The sequence below is a fragment of the Cryobacterium sp. TMT1-2-2 genome (genome assembly GCF_004403505.1).
In the GTDB taxonomy this organism is placed as follows: domain Bacteria; phylum Actinomycetota; class Actinomycetes; order Actinomycetales; family Microbacteriaceae; genus Cryobacterium; species Cryobacterium flavum.
Window position 1 is genome coordinate 107,193 of record NZ_SOGS01000006.1, and the last position, 17,185, is coordinate 124,377.

Here is a 17,185-nt window from a genome sequence, read left to right on the forward strand (position 1 = left end):
CGGCGTGCAGCGCCTTCTGGAGAGCTACCTGGCCGTCCCGGTCACGGCTCCGATTCGACTGGCCAAGCGCACCTCGAATCTGTTCCGAACCCGAACGAAGACCCGTGCTTCAGGCCTCGACACGTCGGGGTTGACGGCCGTCATCGCGGTCGATGTGGCGGCGCGAACGGCCGACGTGGCCGGCATGTGCACCTACGAAGACCTGGTCGCCGAGACGCTGCGCTTCGGACTGGCGCCGCTCGTCGTGCCACAGTTGAAAACCATCACCCTCGGCGGCGCGGTCACCGGCCTCGGCATTGAGTCCACCTCGTTCCGCAACGGCCTGCCCCACGAGTCGGTGCTCGAACTGGACGTCCTCACCGGCGCCGGAGAAGTGCTCACCGTATCATCGAGCGAGAACATCGTGCTGTACCGCGCATTCCCCAACTCCTACGGAACTCTGGGCTACGCGGTGCGCCTGCGCATCGAACTCGAACCCGTCAAACCCTTCGTCGCTCTCGCGCACGTGCGGTTCCACTCGCTCGTCGATCTGGTCGCCGCTATAGACGGCATCATGGCCACCGGCAGCCTCGACGGCGTCGCCGTTGACTATCTCGACGGCGTGGTGTTCAGCGCCGACGAAAGCTACCTCTGCGTGGGTAGACAGACTGGCGCGCCCGGCCCGGTCAGCGACTACACCGGCCAACAGATCTACTACCGCTCCATCCGGCACAAGACCCATGATCGCCTCACGATCTACGACTACCTGTGGCGCTGGGACACGGACTGGTTCTGGTGCTCTGAGGCGTTTGGCGCGCAGCATCCGCTGCTTCGCCGGTTCTGGCCCGCGCGCTACCGCCGCAGCAGCTTCTACGCCACGCTGATGCGGATCGAACAGCGATTCCACCTTGGCGATCGACTTGAGAAATTGCACGGCAAGCCGCCCCGCGAGCGAGTCGTGCAAGACGTTGAGCTGCCCCTGGAGCGGTGCACGGAATTTCTGGATTGGTTCCTCGAGACCGTACCGATCGCTCCGATTTGGCTGTGCCCGCTGCGCTTGAGAGCCGACGACCGCTGGCCGCTCTACCCGATTCGACCGCGACAGAGTTACGTGAACGTCGGGTTCTGGTCGACGGTGCCGGTTGGGCGCGCCGAGGGGGAGACGAACCGGCTGATCGAACGAAAGATCGGCGACCTTCACGGGCACAAATCGCTCTACTCTGACTCCTATTACTCACGGGAGGAGTTCGACGAACTCTACGGCGGAGATGCCTATCGGGCCGCGAAGGAGCGGTACGACCCCGATTCCCGTCTCCTCGACCTCTATGCGAAGGCGGTGCAACGACAATGACCACGTTCAAGGATCAGGCGACACAGACGACGGATGCCCCGGCCGGCAAGTTCACCCTCGCGCAGGTTCTGGAGATTCTGGCCGGCGGTCGCCTCCCGGTGAGCTTCACCGCTTACGACGGGAGCACGGCGGGACCGCCGGATGCGCCGTTCGGGCTGGACCTTCTGGCCCCGCGCGGCACGACCTACCTCGCTACCGGCCGCGGCGACCTCGGACTGGCCCGCGCCTATATCGCCGGCGACCTCGACATCCACGGTGTGCACCCCGGTGACCCCTATGAGCTGCTCAAGGCGCTCGCCATCAGCCTCGAGTTCACCCGGCCACCCGCGCGGATGATGGTGGACATCATCCGCTCTATCGGTGTGAGGCAGTTGCGCCCGATCAGTCCGCCGCCGGAAGAAGCGCAGGCTCGATGGCGCCGCGTCGCCAGCGGGCTGCGGCACAGCAAGACACGTGACGCCGAAGCGATCCACCACCACTACGACGTGTCGAACCGGTTTTACGAGTGGGTGCTCGGGCCATCGATGACGTACACCTGCGCCTGCTACCCAGACAGCGACGCCCCCCTCGACCAAGCACAGGAGAACAAGTACCGGCTCGTGTTCGAGAAGTTGCGGTTGAACCCCAGCGACCGCTTGCTCGATGTCGGCTGCGGCTGGGGCGGCATGGTGCGCTACGCCGCACGCCGCGGCATCCGCTCCACCGGTGTGACGTTGTCGAGAGAGCAGGCTGAGTGGGCGCAGCGGGCCATCGCCGACGAGGGCCTGAGCGATCTGGCGGAGGTTCGATTCGGTGACTACCGCGACATCACCGAAACCGGCTTTGACGCCGTGTCATCCATCGGGCTGCTCGAGCACATCGGTGTGCGCAACTATCCGTCGTACTTCGGCTTTCTGCAGGCCAGGCTGCGCCCCGGAGGCTTGTTGCTCAATCACTGCATCACCCGTCCGGAAAACCGCACCGAGCCGGCGACCCGCGGCTTCATCGAACGCTATGTCTTTCCCGACGGAGAGCTCACCGGCTCGGGCCGGATCATCAGCGAGGCGCAGGATGTGGGTCTGGAGGTGCTGCACGAGGAGAACCTGCGTCAGCACTACGCGCTGACGCTGCGCGATTGGTGCGCCAACCTGGTCGAGCATTGGGACGAGGCGGTCGAGGAGGTCGGGCTGCCCACCGCAAAGGTGTGGGGGCTGTACATGGCGGGCTCGAGGCTCGGGTTCGAGAGCAATGGGATCCAACTGCACCAGGTGCTGATGACCAGGCCCGACGAACGTGGCGGTGTCGGCGAACTGCCGTTGCGGTCGTGGTGGACGCCGTAACCGTAGCCCGGCTCGGTGAGAAAACGGTTCAACGCGCGGCGGCCGGAGAGCCCCTCAGGTGCCGCCGCGCAGGGCCGTGATCGGCTCGATGTTGGAGGCGCGCACCGCCGGGTAGGCGCCGGCGGCCAGGCCGACGACGGTTCCGAGCAGGGCCGCGCCGATGGCGACGACGGGATCGAGGATGGGCGTCCAACCCTGCAGCAGCGACACGACGACCACCGCGAACACCCCGAGAGCCGAGCCGATCAGGCCGCCGAGCAGCCCGATCACCGCCGACTCCACGATGAACTGCCGGGCGATGTCTCGCTTGGTGGCACCCAAGGCCCGCCGCAGGCCGATCTCGCCGACCCGTTCCATCACCGAGAGCAGGGTGACGTTGGCGATGCCGAGACCGCCAGCGAGCAGGGCGAGAACGCCGAGCGTGAGAAAGACCACGTTGATGTCGGACTGAATGTTGTCTTGCAGTGACGAGGCGGTAGCTGGCGCCTGCACCGTGAAGTTCTCGGGAGCATTCGGGTCGAGCGCGATCGGTGCCTGCCGCGCTACGAGTGTGCCGGCGCCGACAGCGATTTGCACGTGCAGTTCGGCCGGAGCGGTCAGGGCGAAGTCGGCGCGGGCGGTGCCCATCGGCAGAATCACAGCGTCGAGCAGGTTGGCGCGGCGTTCGACGCCGTCGATGATACCGATGACGGTGTACGGAACGTCGCCGATGAAGATCGACGGCTGCGAGTCGACCCGGTTTATGCCAAGCGTCTCGGCGGCCCGCGCGCCGAGCACGACCACCCGATCGGCACGCTCGTCATGGCCGGCATCGAAGTAGCGCCCGGTGACGATGTTGCCGCGCACTGCCGCGAGCAGGCCCGGCGAGGTGGCGATGACGGCGGGACTCAGAGTCTGCGCGGCCGAGGGATCGTTCACCGGAACAGACGTGATGAGCTGGCCGGCCACGTCGATATCGGCCACCAGACCCGCGCGTTCCACCCCAGCCAGGCGATCGAGCCGCTCCGGGGCATCCCACGGCAGCCGACTGGTGGCCTGCTCGGCGCCGCTCGAGTTGCGGGTCGTGGCCGGTTCGATCATGACCTGGGTCGCCGAAACGGCGTCGAACTGGCTGGAAATCTGCCCGGCGGCGGTTTGCGCGAACCCGATCGTGACGACGAGCGAGGCGATGCCGAGCACGGTTCCGAGGGTTGTCATGATGAGTCGGCTGGGACGTGCCCCGACGCCGTAGCTCGCCTCCACCAGCAGGTCCTGAACCGAGAACCGGTCGGCACGGCGAATGACTGGATCGATGCTGGCCAGGTCAGCGGATGCCGCCAGCTCCACCCCCGAGACAGTCTCGGGAACGGCGGCGACGCGGGAACGGCGGCGCAGCATCCGCTTGAAGGAAAACATCACGACAACTCGCTCAGGCGACCGTCGGTGATGCGCACGCGCCGCCCGGCCCGATCGCTCACCGCCTGGTCGTGGGTGATGACGATGAGGGTGAGGCCGTCGGCGTGCAGTTCCTCGAAGAGATCCATGACCTCGCCGCCGGTGGTCTCGTCGAGATTTCCGGTGGGTTCGTCGGCGAGCAGCAGCTCGGGCGAGGCGACGACGGCGCGGGCCACCGCCACGCGCTGGCGTTCACCGCCGGAGAGGGTGCCGGGCAGAAAGTCGAGGCGGTGGTTGAGCTTCACCCGGTCAAGGGCGGCACGGGCGCGGTCCTCGCGTTCGGCGCGCGGCACGCCGCTGTACAGGGTGGCGAGCAGCACGTTGTCGAGCACGGTGCGGTGCGGCAGCAGGTGAAAGGCCTGAAAGACGAAGCCGATGGTGCCGCCGCGCACGATGGCGCGCTGCTTCTCGTCGAGCAGGCTCGTGTCCCGGCCGTCGAGGTGGTATTCGCCCACGCTCGGCCGGTCGAGCAGGCCGAGCAGGTTGAGCATGGTCGACTTACCCGAGCCGCTGGGGCCGACGATCGACAGGTAGTCGCCGCGCTCCACCCGCAGGTTGACCGATTTGAGCGCCTGCACCTCGGGCGGACCGGGGAACGACCGCGTGACGTTGACCAGTTCGACGACCGGGGCTGTCAGCACCGGCCCATCACCGGCCCACCACGACGAGGTCGCCGGCCGTGAGTGAGCCATCGACGGCGGTGATCTCGACGAACCCTTCGGCGGCGAGCCCGGTCGTCACCTCGACCAGCACGGTCTCGGCGTTGTCGCCGGGGTCGAACTCGACCCGGGATTCGCCGCCAGGCCCGGCGGTCAGCGCGGCGAGTGGAACAGCGAGCACTTCGCCCTCGGTCGAGCTGACCGGGATGCGCACGCGCACGTTGCTGCCCTGCACGGCTTGGATCTGTTCGTCGGTGAGCGCGTCGGGTGCGAACAGCACGGTGAACCGGCCGCTAGCCGTCTCGCCGCTGGCCGGTTCGGCCGGCAGGATCGAGCTGATCGTGGCGGGCTGGTCGCCGTCGGGCATGGCAAGCATGGCCGGGGCGCCGACTTCGAGCAGTGCGGCGTCGCTCGCCGTGGCCGAGCCGGAGATGACCAGGGTCGCGCCGGAGACGCGCATGACCGGTCCGGTGATGCTCGATCCGCGTTTCACGCTGATCTCGTCGACGCGGCGGGGCAGGCCGGGCAGGTAGAGCACTTCGCCGGCCGGCAGGTAGGCGAGCGCGCCGTCACGGGCGTCGCTCAGGGTTTCGCCGGCGCGGGTCAAGTCGGCCTTGGCCGCGGTGACGGCGGCCTTCTCGGCGCTCGCGTCGCGGGGAGCGAGGGCTTGGGCCTGCCGTGCGAGGGCCAGGGTGACGGCGTCCTCGGCATCCGCTATCTGGGTCGGAGTGCCCGCGGCCTGCAGGTCGGCGAGGGCGCGCTGAGCGCTGCGCACCAGGTTGCCCTGTTCGACCACGTCAACGTTCGCGCTCGTGCCCTGCACGATGGTCAGCGCGCCGTTGGCACTGTCAACGGATGCCTGCGCGCTCGTGACCCCGGCTTCGGCGCTGCTCACCGCGCTCGCGACGTCGGTGCCGCCGGTGGGTGCCGGGTAGCCGACCTTGGCGTAGAGGGCAGTGACCGCGCTCGCCGTCTTCGCGTCGAACACGTCGGAGTCGAGCGCGCCGGCATCGATTCCGGCCGCGTTCAAACCCTGCTTGAACTGCAGAACATCGGGGCCGGAAACGCCGACCCGCAGGGTGCGATAGACCGGCAGGTCGCCGGGCAAGACGATCACTGGGCGCCCGGTGACCTCGAGCGCGATCGACGCGGTATCGAATATGGCGGCGACCTCGGGGACCTGCCCGGTGACAATGGGCGCGCCGGCGAGTTCGCCGGTCTCAATGCTGACCTCCACCGAATCGGCGTAGGTCGCGTCGCCGCGCATGGTGACGTCGTTGGCCAGTGTGCGGTTTTCGATGGGCACGGTGATGAGACCGCCGGTGGGAGCATCGGCATCGGCTGCGGCCTGCCCGGGTGAGACGATCAGCTGCCCGAGCCCGAGGCCGGCAACGAGCGCCACGATGGCCACCGTGGCCATGACCCAGATCACCCGGTTACCGGCGAACAGGCGTCGCCAGCCCTGGCTGCGCGACCGGGCCGGCGAGGTGCTGGGGTCGATCGCGTCGATCACCTCGGTCGCGTCTTGCTCTGTAGCTGCTCGTCGTCCGAACAGGCGCGACACCTACTTGCCTTGCTCGTAGTCCGCGATGAGCGCGTCGAGCTCGGACTTGTGATCGGTGATGAACTGCTCTTCCAACTCGAACTGCACCTTGGTTGTTGCTTCGGTGTAGTCGACATCTTCGGCGCAGGTGAAGTCGGCCATGGCCAGCGCGAGTTCCTTGTCACGGAGGTCGGCGAGGATCGTCTCGTCGGGGGCAGCGCCCGTCTGGTCTTCGTAGAGCGCGTTTTGCTCATTCATGATCGACTCCTGGGCGTCCGCCTTCTTCGCGAAGGTCGCATACCCGGCATCGGCCATGCAGGCCGCCCATGCGGCGTCGAGCTTCACGATCGCGGGGGACGCCTGCAGGTCTTCATACATGAGGCTCATCGCGTCGTAGACCGCCGCGTGTTCTTCCTGCGATGGCTGGTCGCCGTTGACTTCCTGACTGGCGGAGCCGTAGCAGCCCGCCATTTCGTAGCTGTCGACGTAGGAACCGTCGGCCAGCTCCTCTTCACTGGGCTGTGGACCGTAGAGTGCTTCGTTGTAGGCGGTTTGCTCGCTCTCGGACAGCGACGCCAGGTAGTCCTGGTTCGGGTCGACGAATTCCGCGCTCTGCGCCTCCTGCTCAGCGATCTGCTCCGGGGACTGGCTCATGCCGTAGCCGTTTTCGGCCACCCATTTCTCGGTTCCGTATTCGTCGGTGTCGGTCATCATGCCGCTGTACTGCGAGGCGTCGACGGGAGAGTAGTCGAAGCCCTCGTCGGACATGCAGGCAGCTACGAGTTCTTCCTGCTCGTTCTGCCCCGCGATCGCCGAGTCTTCGTCGAAGCCTTCGTAGATTCCCGACATGTACTTCTGCAGAGGGCCTTCGGCCGGGTCGAGCTTCTCGGCGGCCTTCTCGGCGCTGCAGCCCGCGAGCGTCAACGACAGCAGAGCGGCGGCGGCGATGGTCGTGAGTAGTGAGCGATGGCGCATGAAGTTCCCCTTTGAGCATGGTCTGGGCTGCGCCGGGTATCGATCGCCGCCCCCGATCTCCCCATAAGCTAGCGCATCGCGACGGCGAATAGGGGTGAACGCCGAGTTGCAGCGCTACATTAACCATACCGTTCGGTCTGTTTCAGATGCAAGGCGGCCCTGGGTGGCGCGTCGTAGCGGAAGATTACGGGGGACGTCTGAGGCTTCCCGCATAACTCCTGCAATTTCTGAACTCGGATGAGAAGATCCGCGTAATGACGGGAGAACTGAAAACCAACGAGTCAGATTGCAGGAGTTATGACGTGGAGGGGATGAGCGAGGCACCGACGAACGTCACATAGGCGCCGTCGACGTCGGGCGGATAGGGTTCAACCAGGAGTCATCTTCCGTTTTCACGTGATTGGAGAATGCACCATGGCCCAAAACCCCAAACAGAGCAACAAGGTTGCCCGCGCAGCCAGCTCAGGGGGCAGAAATGCCCGATTTAGCGCTGCAGCGGACACTGCCGCTGCGCGGGCGCGCGCCCTGACGGCCCGGACCCTCGAGGCCCGGGCACGTGCGGCTCGGACTACTGACGACAAAAAGCCCGACCAGTAGGCTCGCGAGCTCAGTCAGCGCTCGGCGCGCAGGTAGGCCAGCTGCGCTGTGACGGAGGCCTCGGCTGCGAACCGCACCGCGGCATCCGTTTGGACGTAAACGAGATCGGTGACCTGTGCCACCGTCGCTGTGGAACCGAGCTCGCCAAGCGCGGCCCGCACCTGATCGAGACGCTCGTGGCGGTGCGCCAGGTAGACCGTGCAGATGGCCGCGAGGTCGGGCAATACGGGGCCGTGCGCGGGCAGAACGGTGGCCGACCCGAGCGCGCGCAGGGTCTCGAGCGAGGCCAGGTAGTCGGCGAGGCTGTCGTCGATGATGGACGTACCGCGGCCGAGAATGGTGTCGCCGGTGAGTATAGAGCCGGCTTCGCCGTCGCCCGGCAGGTATAGGCAGACCGAGTCGTCGGTGTGGCCGGGGGTGGCGAGAACGCGGATGCTGGTGCCGGCGACCGCGAGCAGCTCCCCGTTGCTGAGTGGGTCACCATTCACGCAGAAGGCCGCATCGAACGCCCGCACCGGGGCTCCGGTGAGCTCGGCGAAACGAACGCTCGCCGCGGTGTGGTCGGCGTGCCGGTGCGTGATCAGCACGAGTTCCACCCGGCCGGCCGCGGCGAGGACCGCGAGGTGGCCCTCGTCAAGCGGCCCCGGGTCGACCACGACGATGCCGCTCGAGTCGGGTGCTCCGATGAGATAACTGTTGGTGCCGTCGAGCGTCATCGGCCCGGCGTTCGGCGCGAGCAGACTGCGGGTGAGCGGGCTCGTGCGCAGGATGGCGGGCATAGAAGGCAGCCTACTGCCGCGATCGGCGGCGTCCCCGACTGGAGGCGCCGCCGGTTAACCCGGGTTACGGGTGCACGATGATCTTGACCGCGGTCTCGTTGTGGTTGATCAGCGTGTCGAAGCCCTGTGTGATCAGGTCATCGAGGGCGATGCGCCCGGTGATGAAGGGAGCCAGCTTGACCCGGCCGTCCTGCACGAGCTTGATCGTGGCCGGGTGATCGCGCACATACGCGATCGTTCCGCGCAGGTCGATCTCCTTGAGAACGAGTTTCTGCATGTCGACGCTGGCCGGCTTGCCCCAGATCGACACGTTCACGATGACGCCGGCGGGCCGAACCGCGTCGAACAACTGGCCCAGCACAACGTTCACGCTGGTGCACTCGAAGCAGACGTCAGCTCCGTTGCCGCCGGTGAGTTCGCGCACCCGGGCGACGACGTCTTCCTTGCTGGGATCGAGCACGTGGTCGGCCACCCCGGTGACCCGCGCCTTCTCCTTGCGAGCCTCGCTGAGCTCGGACATGATCACGGTCAGGCCCTCGGCCTTGAGCACTGCGGCGACGAGCAGGCCGATCGGGCCGGCCCCGCCGATGAGGGCGACATCGCCGGCCTTGGCTCCACTGCGCACGAAAGCGTGGTGGGCAACGGACAGCGGTTCGATGAGCGCGGCTTCGTCGAGCGGGATATCGCCGATCGCGTGCACCCAGCGGCGGTCGACGACGACCTTCTCGCTGAGTCCGCCGCCTCCGCCGGCCAGACCGATGAAGCCCATCTTCGTGCAGAGGTGGTAATTGCCAGCCAGGCAGGGAGCACACTCGTTGCAGACGAAATAGGGTTCGACCACGACGTTGTCGCCGACGGCGAGGTCGGTCACACCCTCGCCGAGCGCGGTGACGGTGCCGGAGAACTCGTGCCCGAGCGTGACCGGTTCTTCTTCGTGCGAGAGCGGGTGGGGGTGTCCCTCGGCCGGAATGAAGATCGGCCCTTCGAGGTACTCGTGCAGGTCGGTTCCGCAGATTCCGCACCAGGCGACGTCGATGGCGACGGCTCCTGGTCGAAGTTCGGGTGCGGGAATGTCCTCGATGCGAATGTCTGCCGGGCCGTGAAAACGAGCTGCCTTCATGATGCTTCACTACTCCTTGCACCGAAACAGCGACGGTACCCTCGTGGCACCGGCGATACGCTTCGGCTCACTTTCAGCCTACTTGCCGGGTCGTTCCGATACCGGGCGTTAGGGTGGATCACACTGCACGACCTGACACCAAAGGACCGGCGATGACGCACGATACCGAACCAGTTCCCCTGGGGGTCGCGGCGACCGTCGTTCTGTTGCGTGACAGCTCCGCCGGGCCGGAAGTGCTGCTGCTCGAACGCCCCCGTCACCGCGGGTCTTTCGCTGGGGCGTGGGTGTTTCCGGGCGGCGGCGTCGACCCGGGCGATCGACGGCAAGCGGATGCCGCAGCGCCAGCCGGCAGCGCCAGCCCCGCCGTGCAGGCTCCCGACCGCCGCTCGGCGGCTTGGGCCGAGACCGTCGAGCAACTCGCCGCCCGTCGGGCGGCCGTGCGCGAGGTGCGAGAGGAGACCGGGCTCGAGGTCGAGCCAGACTCTCTCGTGGCGACGGCGCTGTGGGTTCCGCCGTCGAGCGCCCCGAAGCGGCTGCGCACCTGGTTCTACGTCACGACGGCACCGCCCGGTTCCATCGCGCTCGCCGAAGACGAAGTCATCGACTACGCCTGGCTGCGGCCGGAAGCGGCGCTTCAGCGGCACGCAACCGCTGTGATGACCCTGGTCGCGCCGACCTGGGTGACCCTGCACGGGCTGCAAGGGTATGGGACGGTGGCCGAAATCGTGGCCAGTGCCGGGCAGCGCGGACTGGCGCACTACGAAACCCGGCTTGGCGCGAGCGAGCGCGGGCCGGCGCTGTTCTGGGCGGGGGACGTCGCCTACGCCGATGACGCGCTCGCTGAGCGGGATGGCGGGCGGCACCGTCTCGAAATCGGCCAGGTACCGTGGGTGTACAGCGTTCGGGAGTGACCTTCTCAGTACCAGTTGTTGGTCTCGGAGTGCGCCCAGGCGCCGCAGGGCGTGCCGTAGCGTGAGGCGATGTAGCCGAGGCCCCAGCTGATCTGAGTGGCCGGGTTGGTCTGCCAGTCATCGCCGGCCGAAGCCATCTTGCTTCCGGGCAGGGACTGCGGAATTCCGTACGCGCCGCTGCTGGCGTTGTAGGCGTTCACTCGCCAGCCGGACTCGCGCTGCCACAGGGAGACCAGGCAGGTCAGCTCGGCGTCGCCCCAGCCCCTGGCTGCCACCTGGGCCGCTGCAATGCGCTGGGCGCCGGGGCGGTCGACGGTACCGCCGGTCGGGGGAACGACCGGAACGACCGGAACGACCGGAACGACCGGGCTGGTCGGGACACTGGGAACGGTCGGTTGCTCGCCCGCATCCCAGGCTCCGGCGTTTTCTGCGGCCTGCCGCTGTTGCTCTTCGTAGTCGTGCTGCGCGGTCACGCCGGTGCGGTACTGCCGTTCCACCTGCGCGGACGTGTTCTTGAGGGAGGCCAGCTGGGCATAGAGAACATCGCTGGACGCCTGCTTGCGGGCAACTTCGGCATCCGCTGACTGCTGCGCCGTCTCGGTAGCCGCCAGAGCTGACAGGGCCTCGTCGTGCAGGCGGTCGCGCTCCCGTGTCTTCATGTCGGTCTGAGCGGTGAGGGCTGCCGCCGCGTTGCGCTCGGTATCGGCCTGCTCGGTGACCAGGCCCGCCTGCTCCGTGAGCCGGGACATGGTGCCGAGCTGAAAGAGCAGGTCGTTGGCCTTCCCGCCATCGAAGAGGGCGCCCACGGCGAGGCTGCTGCCGCCGGAACGGTAGAGCTGGGCGCCGAGCACGCCGAGGCGCTCACCGCTCGCATCAGCCCGAGCGGATGCCGCATCCGCTTGGGCCGTCAGCACCGTTTGCTGGGTGGTCGCCTTCTCGAGCTCAGCCTGAGCCACCGCAGCGAGCGCGGTCTCGGTCACGGCCGTATCGCCGAGAGCGGCTGCGCGCGCCTGCAGGCCATCGAGCGCGGACTCGATCCGTTTCACCTCGGCGGCCGTGGCGGTCTCGCTCGACCGGGCGGCGTCAACCTCGGCCCAGGTGGGGTAATCGTCGGCTGCCGACGCCGAGGGCGCTGCTGCAACGATCGACGCGAGGACAACGGCGAGGCAGGTCACTCGCGCCAGTCGCCGCAGACTTGGACCGCGCGCGAACTGACTCACGGTGTGGGGATCAGCGTCGGAACACGGCAGCCCTGGCCGCCGACATAGTTGAGGCAGTCGTCGAACAGTACTGAGAACGGTTCGAGGGTGGAGTCTCCGAACCAGGCGTTGTAGAACAGCCAGAAATTGAGGTTGCCGTAGGTCGAGCATCCGTCGCCCTCGTCGCCGGCCTTCGCGAGGGCGACCGGGTTGGGCTGGTACGGCGTGTAGTTGTACAGATTGGCGGTGGCCTGATTTTTGATGGCGACGGTGGAGGCGCCGCACTCGGTGTTGGGGTTGAAGCCCACGTCGACGCTGCCGATCTGGAACGCCCGGTCGGGCTCCTGGGTGTACTGCCGAAACTGCCAGGCCGCGTTGTAGACCTGGTTGAAGAAGCCGAAGTACTGGGCGTCGCAGTCCGCGGTGTCCGGGCAGGCGTAGCCGGTGGCGCGCAGATAACCGGATGCGCTGGGCCGGGTCAGCAGCGACTGCTCCTTCTGCAGCAGCACCAGCAAGACCTCTGGGCTGATCGTGCAGGCCGCCGCGATCTTCGCGATGATGCGGGAGGCCGATTCGTTCTCAGCGCCGGGATAGGGCAGGCAGTGCCCGTCGCCCTTGGCCGGCTGGCTGGTCGTCGTCTCGCGGTACTCCCAGAGGCACGGCACTCCGTCGCTCGGCCGGCAGGAGCGCGCCTCGAGAAAGTCCTGGATGCCGCTCTCGGTGAGGGCGTCCGGGTTGAAAAAGTTGTAGTCGCTGATGATGAGGCCGGGGCTGAAGGGCTCGGGGTCGATCGGTGTTGGGTCGGAGGCGTCCGGGGCGGTGGCAGCGGCGGCTGGGGCGACTGTGGAAGCGGGAGCGGCGGCTGTGGCTGGCGGGGCCGGGATGGCGATGAGCGTCGCCGCGAGCCCGACGAGGGCCACTCCGGTCGCCAGAATGCGCAGGGAACGGCGGGGCAGCGCAAAGGAGCTCATATCAAAACCCTAACCGGGCTCGGCGGGCTTGTGGCACCTGCGGGAGCCGGGCATCCGCTCGTCGTGGCACTCCTCAGAGAACCGGGCACTCACTCCTACGGGTGCCGCCATCTCCAACGAGTGCCGCGAGCTCGCCCGGCGACTCCGACCGGCGCGACCCGGGCCATTCGCGGCCGGTCGGGGTACGGTGGCGACACCAAGCGTGAACCGTGGAGGCCCCATGACCATCAATCATCTTCTCGCCGTCGATGACCTGCCGGCGCACCTCGCCGAACTGCACGGTCGCGGGCTGGAACCGGGCGAGATCGTGCAGGCGAACAAGGGCGTGCAGCTCTCCACCATCGTCGACGCGGAGGGCAACACGATCACCTTCATCGGGCACTTTCGCGAGGTCTATTAGCCCTGTTTCTGCCTACGCGGGAGCTGCGCCGCTGCGCGCGAGGCGCAACTGGGGCGCACTGGCGCAAGTCCAGCGCGGCGCGAGGCGCGGGAGTACCGGCCAGGCCACAACTCCCGCGCACCGGCGCAAGTCCGGCGCAGCGAGCCGAAGAACCCGGCGACCGCTCACGCGGACGGCGCGGGGATGACCACCATGGGCGACTGGATGTTGAGCACGATCGAGTGGCTCACCGACCCGAGCAGCAGTTTCGAGATGCCCTTCTGCCCGTGATCACCAACGACGAGCAGCGCAGCCCCACGGGCCGCATCGAGCAGCGCCGATTGCGGGGCTCCCCGCACCAGTGAGGCCCGAATAACGAGCGACGGAAAGCGGCGAGCCACGGCCAGCAGCGATTCGTCGAGGATGCGCCGATGGGAGGTCTCGAGCGTCTGGAGGAACCAGGCGTCGGGTTCGGTCGTGTCGCGCCAGACCAGCGGTTCCTGCCAGGCGTGGATCGCGTACAGTTCTTGACCGGTGCGGTCGGCCTCCTCGGCGGCGAAGTCCACGGCGGCATTCGACGCGGCCGAACCGTCGACGCCGACAACGATGCCCGAGTGAGGTTTGTTGTCACCCTCCGGGATAATCGCGATCGGTCCGTTGGTCGAACCGGCCAGCCTGGCGCCCATCGACCATTCGTAGCGCAGGGTCGACCCGCGGCGGCGGTGCGTTCCGACCACGACGAGGGTATCGGCTCCGCTCAGGGCACGCAGTTCGGTGATCGGGTCGCCGGAGCGCAGATCGGCATGCACGGTGAGATCCGGGAATTTTGCGCTCACCCGGTCGGCGTCGTCCTTGAGCACCTCCCGGGCGCGCACCGTGGTGGATTCCTCGGTGAAGTAATCAGCCGATGACACGGTGCGATCGAGGATGCGCACCAGGTTGAGTTCGCCGTCGTTGTTGCGGGCGAGCGACCAATCGAGGGCTGCCCTGGCGGGTTCCGACCCGTCCCAGGCGACGACCGTCTGGCTCCGTGTGAGCGTGTGTGTCATGAGAAAATCCCTTCTTCGGGGGCGGGCCACGAGCGGGAATGTCGTGTGAGCGTCACCAACGAGTGTTCTTCACGTTAGCCATCGGCGGCACCCCCGAGTAGGGCCTTAAGTCACATCCCCGTGAGATTTACGCGGTGGTGATTGCGCCCGTAAAGGGATGCTGGGGGCCCGGCGCCGACCGCTCCCGCAACATGGTGCCCCACGCCTCGGCGCGCCGCACCTCGCCCGGCACCAGCGCAATGCTCTTGTTCACCAGAAAACTCGTCGCGTCGGCGATGACGTCGGCACCGGCGGCGAGCAGGTTCTTGCTGATGCTCTTGGCGGCGCGCCCGGTCAGCAGGATCGGGCCCTCCTGCCGGGTGTCGAACGCCGCAGCGCGGCAGGCCAGCCCGTTCAGGGACGCGAGCCATTCGCGCACGCCGGAGCCGGCGGCATCCGCTTCGAGGTGCAGAGTGTGCTGGGGCGTGATGGCGGCGTCGATCGCGCCCTGACGGGTGCTCGGTCGGCTCATGCCGTGCACGTGGGTGGGGCCGCCGACCACGAGCAGGTCGACCTGCGACAGGTCAACGCCCGCGGCCTGATTCGTGGGCACGAGGATCACCTCGGCCGGGGCCAGGCCGCGCCCGATCGCCTCGGCGACGAGACGAGTGTTGCCGTACATCGATTCGTAGACGATCAGGGCGCGCATGAAACCTCCAGGCAGTGGGCGCGGAACTAGCGGGAAATGACGACCTTGAGGGCCTTGGTTTCGGCCGCGCGGCCGAAGGTGTCGTAGGCCTCGAGGAACTGGTCGAAGCTGAAGTGGTGCGTGACGAGTTTCTCGGCCGCCAGCTTCTTGCTCGCAACGAGCTTCAGCAGCATCTTCGTGGTGTTGGCGTTGACCAGGCCCATGCTGATGTTGATGTTCTGGATCCACAGGTTCTCCAGGTGCAGGTCGACGGGCTTGCCGTGCACGCCGACGTTGGCGACGTTGCCGCCGGGGCGCACGATCTCGGTGGCCATGGTGAAGGTCTGCGGTATGCCGACGGCCTCGATGGCGACGTCGACGCCGGCGCCGTCGGTGAGCGCGAGGACTTGTTCCTTCCAATCCGTCGCACCGGAGACGACCGTGTCGGTGGCGCCGAAGTCTCGGGCCCGTTCGAGGCGGTTTTCGTCGAGGTCGATGGCGATGATGCTCGCGGCGCCGTAGAGGCCGGCGGTGGCGATGGCGGCCAGTCCCACCGGGCCGGCGCCGATCACGGCGACGACATCGCCGGGCTTGACCCGGCCGTACTGCACGCCGATTTCAAAACCGGTCGGCAGAATGTCGCTGAGCATGACGCCCTGGTCGTCGCTGACGCCCTCGGGCAGCTTGTGCAGGGAGTTGTCGGCGTAAGGAACGCGCACGAACTCGGCTTGGGTGCCGTCGATGAGGTGGCCGAAGACCCAGCCGATGCCGGAGGCGCCCTCGTCGCCGAGGCAGTGCGAGTACAGCCCTTTGCTGCAATTGCTGCAGTGGCCGCAGCTCTTGATGCAGGAGATGATGACCCGGTCGCCGACCTTGAGGTTGCTCACCGCTGAGCCGACCTCGGTGATCGTGCCGACGCCCTCGTGGCCGAGGATGCGCCCGACCGTGACGGCGGGCACATCGCCCTTGAGAATATGCAGGTCGGTGCCGCAGATCGTGGTGGTGTCCACGCGCACGATGGCATCCATCGAACTGTGCAGCTTCGGGTCGGGAACGTCGGTCCAGCTCTTTCGACCGGGACCGCCATAAACCAATGCCTTCACGGGTATCTCCTTGATTCTTAGAATGTGGGCGGGCAGAAGGCCCGTCAGAACTACGTTAAGACCGGCGGGCCGAGGTCGGCTAGGGCCGAAAGTCCCGCCCTGTGCGGCCACAGATTGGGCACCTAATCGGGACTTCCGGCCCTACTTGTTGCAACCCGTTGCTGACAGGATGGGGGTGAGGCGATGGGGCATCAGCTCCGCGCTCGTGGCGGGGGACTCCACTGCTGCGACCTGTGATCAAGAACGAGGTAGAGCAATGAACCGGATGATTGTGGTTGGCATCGACGATTCGGCCGCCGGCGAGACCGCCCTCGCGTGGGCCATGGCCCGCGCTGAGAACGTCAAGAGCCCGGTGACGCTCATGCACACCGTGTACGAAACCTGGCTGGCCGATGGCTACGGCTACTACGACTCCATCCTCGACGCCGAGAAGAAGCTGCTCACCGAAGCCGGCGCCCGCGCCGTGGCCCTCGCCCCCGGCGTCACCACCCACACCGAACTGCGCACCGGCAGCGCACCGCGCGTGCTGAGCGAACTCTCGAAGGACGCCGACCTGGTCGTCGTCGGAACCGACCAGAAGGGCCGGGTCGAGGGCGAACTGTTCGGCAGCGTGAGCCTGCAGATCGCCGCGCTGGCAACCTGCCCCGTCGCCGTGATTCCCTCGCTGCCCGAGACCGAGAGAACCGGCGTCTACGTCGGCGTCGACGGCTCGGCCGACTCGCTGACCGCCGTGGCGTTCGCCGCCGCCGAGGCCGACCGCACCGGCCAGGAACTGTACGCGCTCTACGCAGTGCACCTGCCGAATCGTCGCGTTCTGCGCAGCATTCCGGCCGACGCCGTGACCGAGCGCATGGAAGAGGAGCGCGTTGTGCTCGCCGAGTCCGTCGCCGGTCTGACCACGCAGTACCCTGACCTCGTGGTGCACCAGGTTCTGGAGACCGACGAATCGCCGGCCCGCGCACTCGTTGCCGCGGCGCAGCACGCCCAGTTGCTCGTCGTCGGCAGTCGCGGCCGGGGCTCGCTGCAGCGCCTGCTCATGGGTTCGGTCAGCCACGAAGTGCTGCTGCACATCTCCTGCCCGACAATTGTTACCAGAACCACCCATAAGTAGCCTCATGCACCCGAAATCATGCCAAAGTTAGACCACCGG

General features: G+C 67.4%; 16 protein-coding genes. 5 read left to right on the plus strand and 11 right to left on the minus strand.

Annotation, left to right across the window (positions count from 1 at the left end; all coding sequences use genetic code 11):
- Window positions 1–4 precede the first annotated feature (4 nt).
- Window positions 5–1,330: an FAD-binding oxidoreductase gene (locus E3T35_RS04515; protein WP_241988729.1), complete on the plus strand. Its 1,326-nt coding sequence runs from the start codon at window positions 5–7 to the stop codon at window positions 1,328–1,330.
- The gene (locus E3T35_RS04520) at window positions 1,327–2,649 is read left to right on the plus strand and encodes a class I SAM-dependent methyltransferase (RefSeq protein ID WP_134345112.1); all 1,323 of its coding nucleotides are present in this window, start codon (window positions 1,327–1,329) and stop codon (window positions 2,647–2,649) included. The genes E3T35_RS04515 and E3T35_RS04520 overlap by 4 nt, the downstream gene beginning before the upstream one ends.
- Before the next feature lie 54 nt (window positions 2,650–2,703).
- Here the strand turns inward: E3T35_RS04520 and E3T35_RS04525 are convergent, their stop codons facing one another.
- The 6 genes from E3T35_RS04525 to E3T35_RS04550 all read right to left on the minus strand — a co-directional run bounded on the left by E3T35_RS04525 (window position 2,704) and on the right by E3T35_RS04550 (window position 9,756).
- Window positions 2,704–4,044, minus strand: a complete 1,341-nt coding sequence (locus tag E3T35_RS04525) for an ABC transporter permease (RefSeq protein ID WP_370449140.1) — start codon at window positions 4,042–4,044, stop codon at window positions 2,704–2,706.
- A complete protein-coding gene (locus E3T35_RS04530; RefSeq protein WP_134345113.1) occupies window positions 4,044–4,775 on the minus strand; it encodes an ABC transporter ATP-binding protein in 732 nt (243 codons plus the stop codon). Before E3T35_RS04530 ends, E3T35_RS04525 begins: the two co-directional genes overlap by 1 nt.
- Complete coding sequence (locus E3T35_RS04535) at window positions 4,732–6,306, minus strand: hypothetical protein (protein ID WP_241988730.1); 1,575 nt, start codon at window positions 6,304–6,306, stop codon at window positions 4,732–4,734. Before E3T35_RS04535 ends, E3T35_RS04530 begins: the two co-directional genes overlap by 44 nt.
- Window positions 6,307–7,260, minus strand: coding sequence for a hypothetical protein (locus E3T35_RS04540; RefSeq protein WP_134345114.1), 954 nt, complete (start codon window positions 7,258–7,260; stop codon window positions 6,307–6,309). It abuts the gene before it with no gap.
- Window positions 7,261–7,871: 611 nt separating this feature from the next.
- A complete protein-coding gene (locus E3T35_RS04545) occupies window positions 7,872–8,636 on the minus strand; it encodes an MBL fold metallo-hydrolase (protein WP_134345115.1) in 765 nt (254 codons plus the stop codon).
- A 64-nt stretch (window positions 8,637–8,700) separates the two neighbouring features.
- A complete protein-coding gene (locus tag E3T35_RS04550) occupies window positions 8,701–9,756 on the minus strand; it encodes a 2,3-butanediol dehydrogenase (protein WP_134345116.1) in 1,056 nt (351 codons plus the stop codon).
- Window positions 9,757–9,908: 152 nt separating this feature from the next.
- On the opposite strand from E3T35_RS04550, the gene E3T35_RS04555 reads away from it, so the two are divergent.
- A complete protein-coding gene (locus tag E3T35_RS04555) occupies window positions 9,909–10,667 on the plus strand; it encodes an NUDIX hydrolase (RefSeq protein WP_134377976.1) in 759 nt (252 codons plus the stop codon).
- Window positions 10,668–10,672: 5 nt separating this feature from the next.
- Here the strand turns inward: E3T35_RS04555 and E3T35_RS19700 are convergent, their stop codons facing one another.
- Both E3T35_RS19700 and E3T35_RS04565 read right to left on the minus strand, forming a co-directional pair.
- On the minus strand, window positions 10,673–11,842 hold the full coding sequence (locus tag E3T35_RS19700) for a hypothetical protein (protein ID WP_241988731.1): 1,170 nt from the start codon (window positions 11,840–11,842) through the stop codon (window positions 10,673–10,675).
- Window positions 11,843–11,883: 41 nt separating this feature from the next.
- Window positions 11,884–12,837 (minus strand): hypothetical protein, encoded by a 954-nt coding sequence (locus E3T35_RS04565; RefSeq protein ID WP_241988732.1) that lies wholly within the window; start codon window positions 12,835–12,837, stop codon window positions 11,884–11,886.
- 220 nt (window positions 12,838–13,057) lie between these two features.
- Between E3T35_RS04565 and E3T35_RS04570 the strand changes: the two genes are divergently transcribed.
- Window positions 13,058–13,237, plus strand: coding sequence for a hypothetical protein (locus E3T35_RS04570; RefSeq protein WP_134345118.1), 180 nt, complete (start codon window positions 13,058–13,060; stop codon window positions 13,235–13,237).
- Window positions 13,238–13,401: 164 nt separating this feature from the next.
- Here the strand turns inward: E3T35_RS04570 and E3T35_RS04575 are convergent, their stop codons facing one another.
- The 3 genes from E3T35_RS04575 to E3T35_RS04585 all read right to left on the minus strand — a co-directional run bounded on the left by E3T35_RS04575 (window position 13,402) and on the right by E3T35_RS04585 (window position 16,035).
- Entirely contained in the window at window positions 13,402–14,265 is an 864-nt protein-coding gene (locus tag E3T35_RS04575) for a universal stress protein (protein WP_134377977.1), read from the minus strand.
- 127 nt (window positions 14,266–14,392) lie between these two features.
- On the minus strand, window positions 14,393–14,953 hold the full coding sequence (locus E3T35_RS04580) for a flavodoxin domain-containing protein (protein ID WP_134377978.1): 561 nt from the start codon (window positions 14,951–14,953) through the stop codon (window positions 14,393–14,395).
- A gap of 26 nt (window positions 14,954–14,979) precedes the next feature.
- Complete coding sequence (locus E3T35_RS04585; RefSeq protein WP_134345121.1) at window positions 14,980–16,035, minus strand: zinc-dependent alcohol dehydrogenase family protein; 1,056 nt, start codon at window positions 16,033–16,035, stop codon at window positions 14,980–14,982.
- Window positions 16,036–16,291: 256 nt separating this feature from the next.
- On the opposite strand from E3T35_RS04585, the gene E3T35_RS04590 reads away from it, so the two are divergent.
- Complete coding sequence (locus tag E3T35_RS04590) at window positions 16,292–17,146, plus strand: universal stress protein (RefSeq protein WP_134345122.1); 855 nt, start codon at window positions 16,292–16,294, stop codon at window positions 17,144–17,146.
- Window positions 17,147–17,185 lie beyond the last annotated feature (39 nt).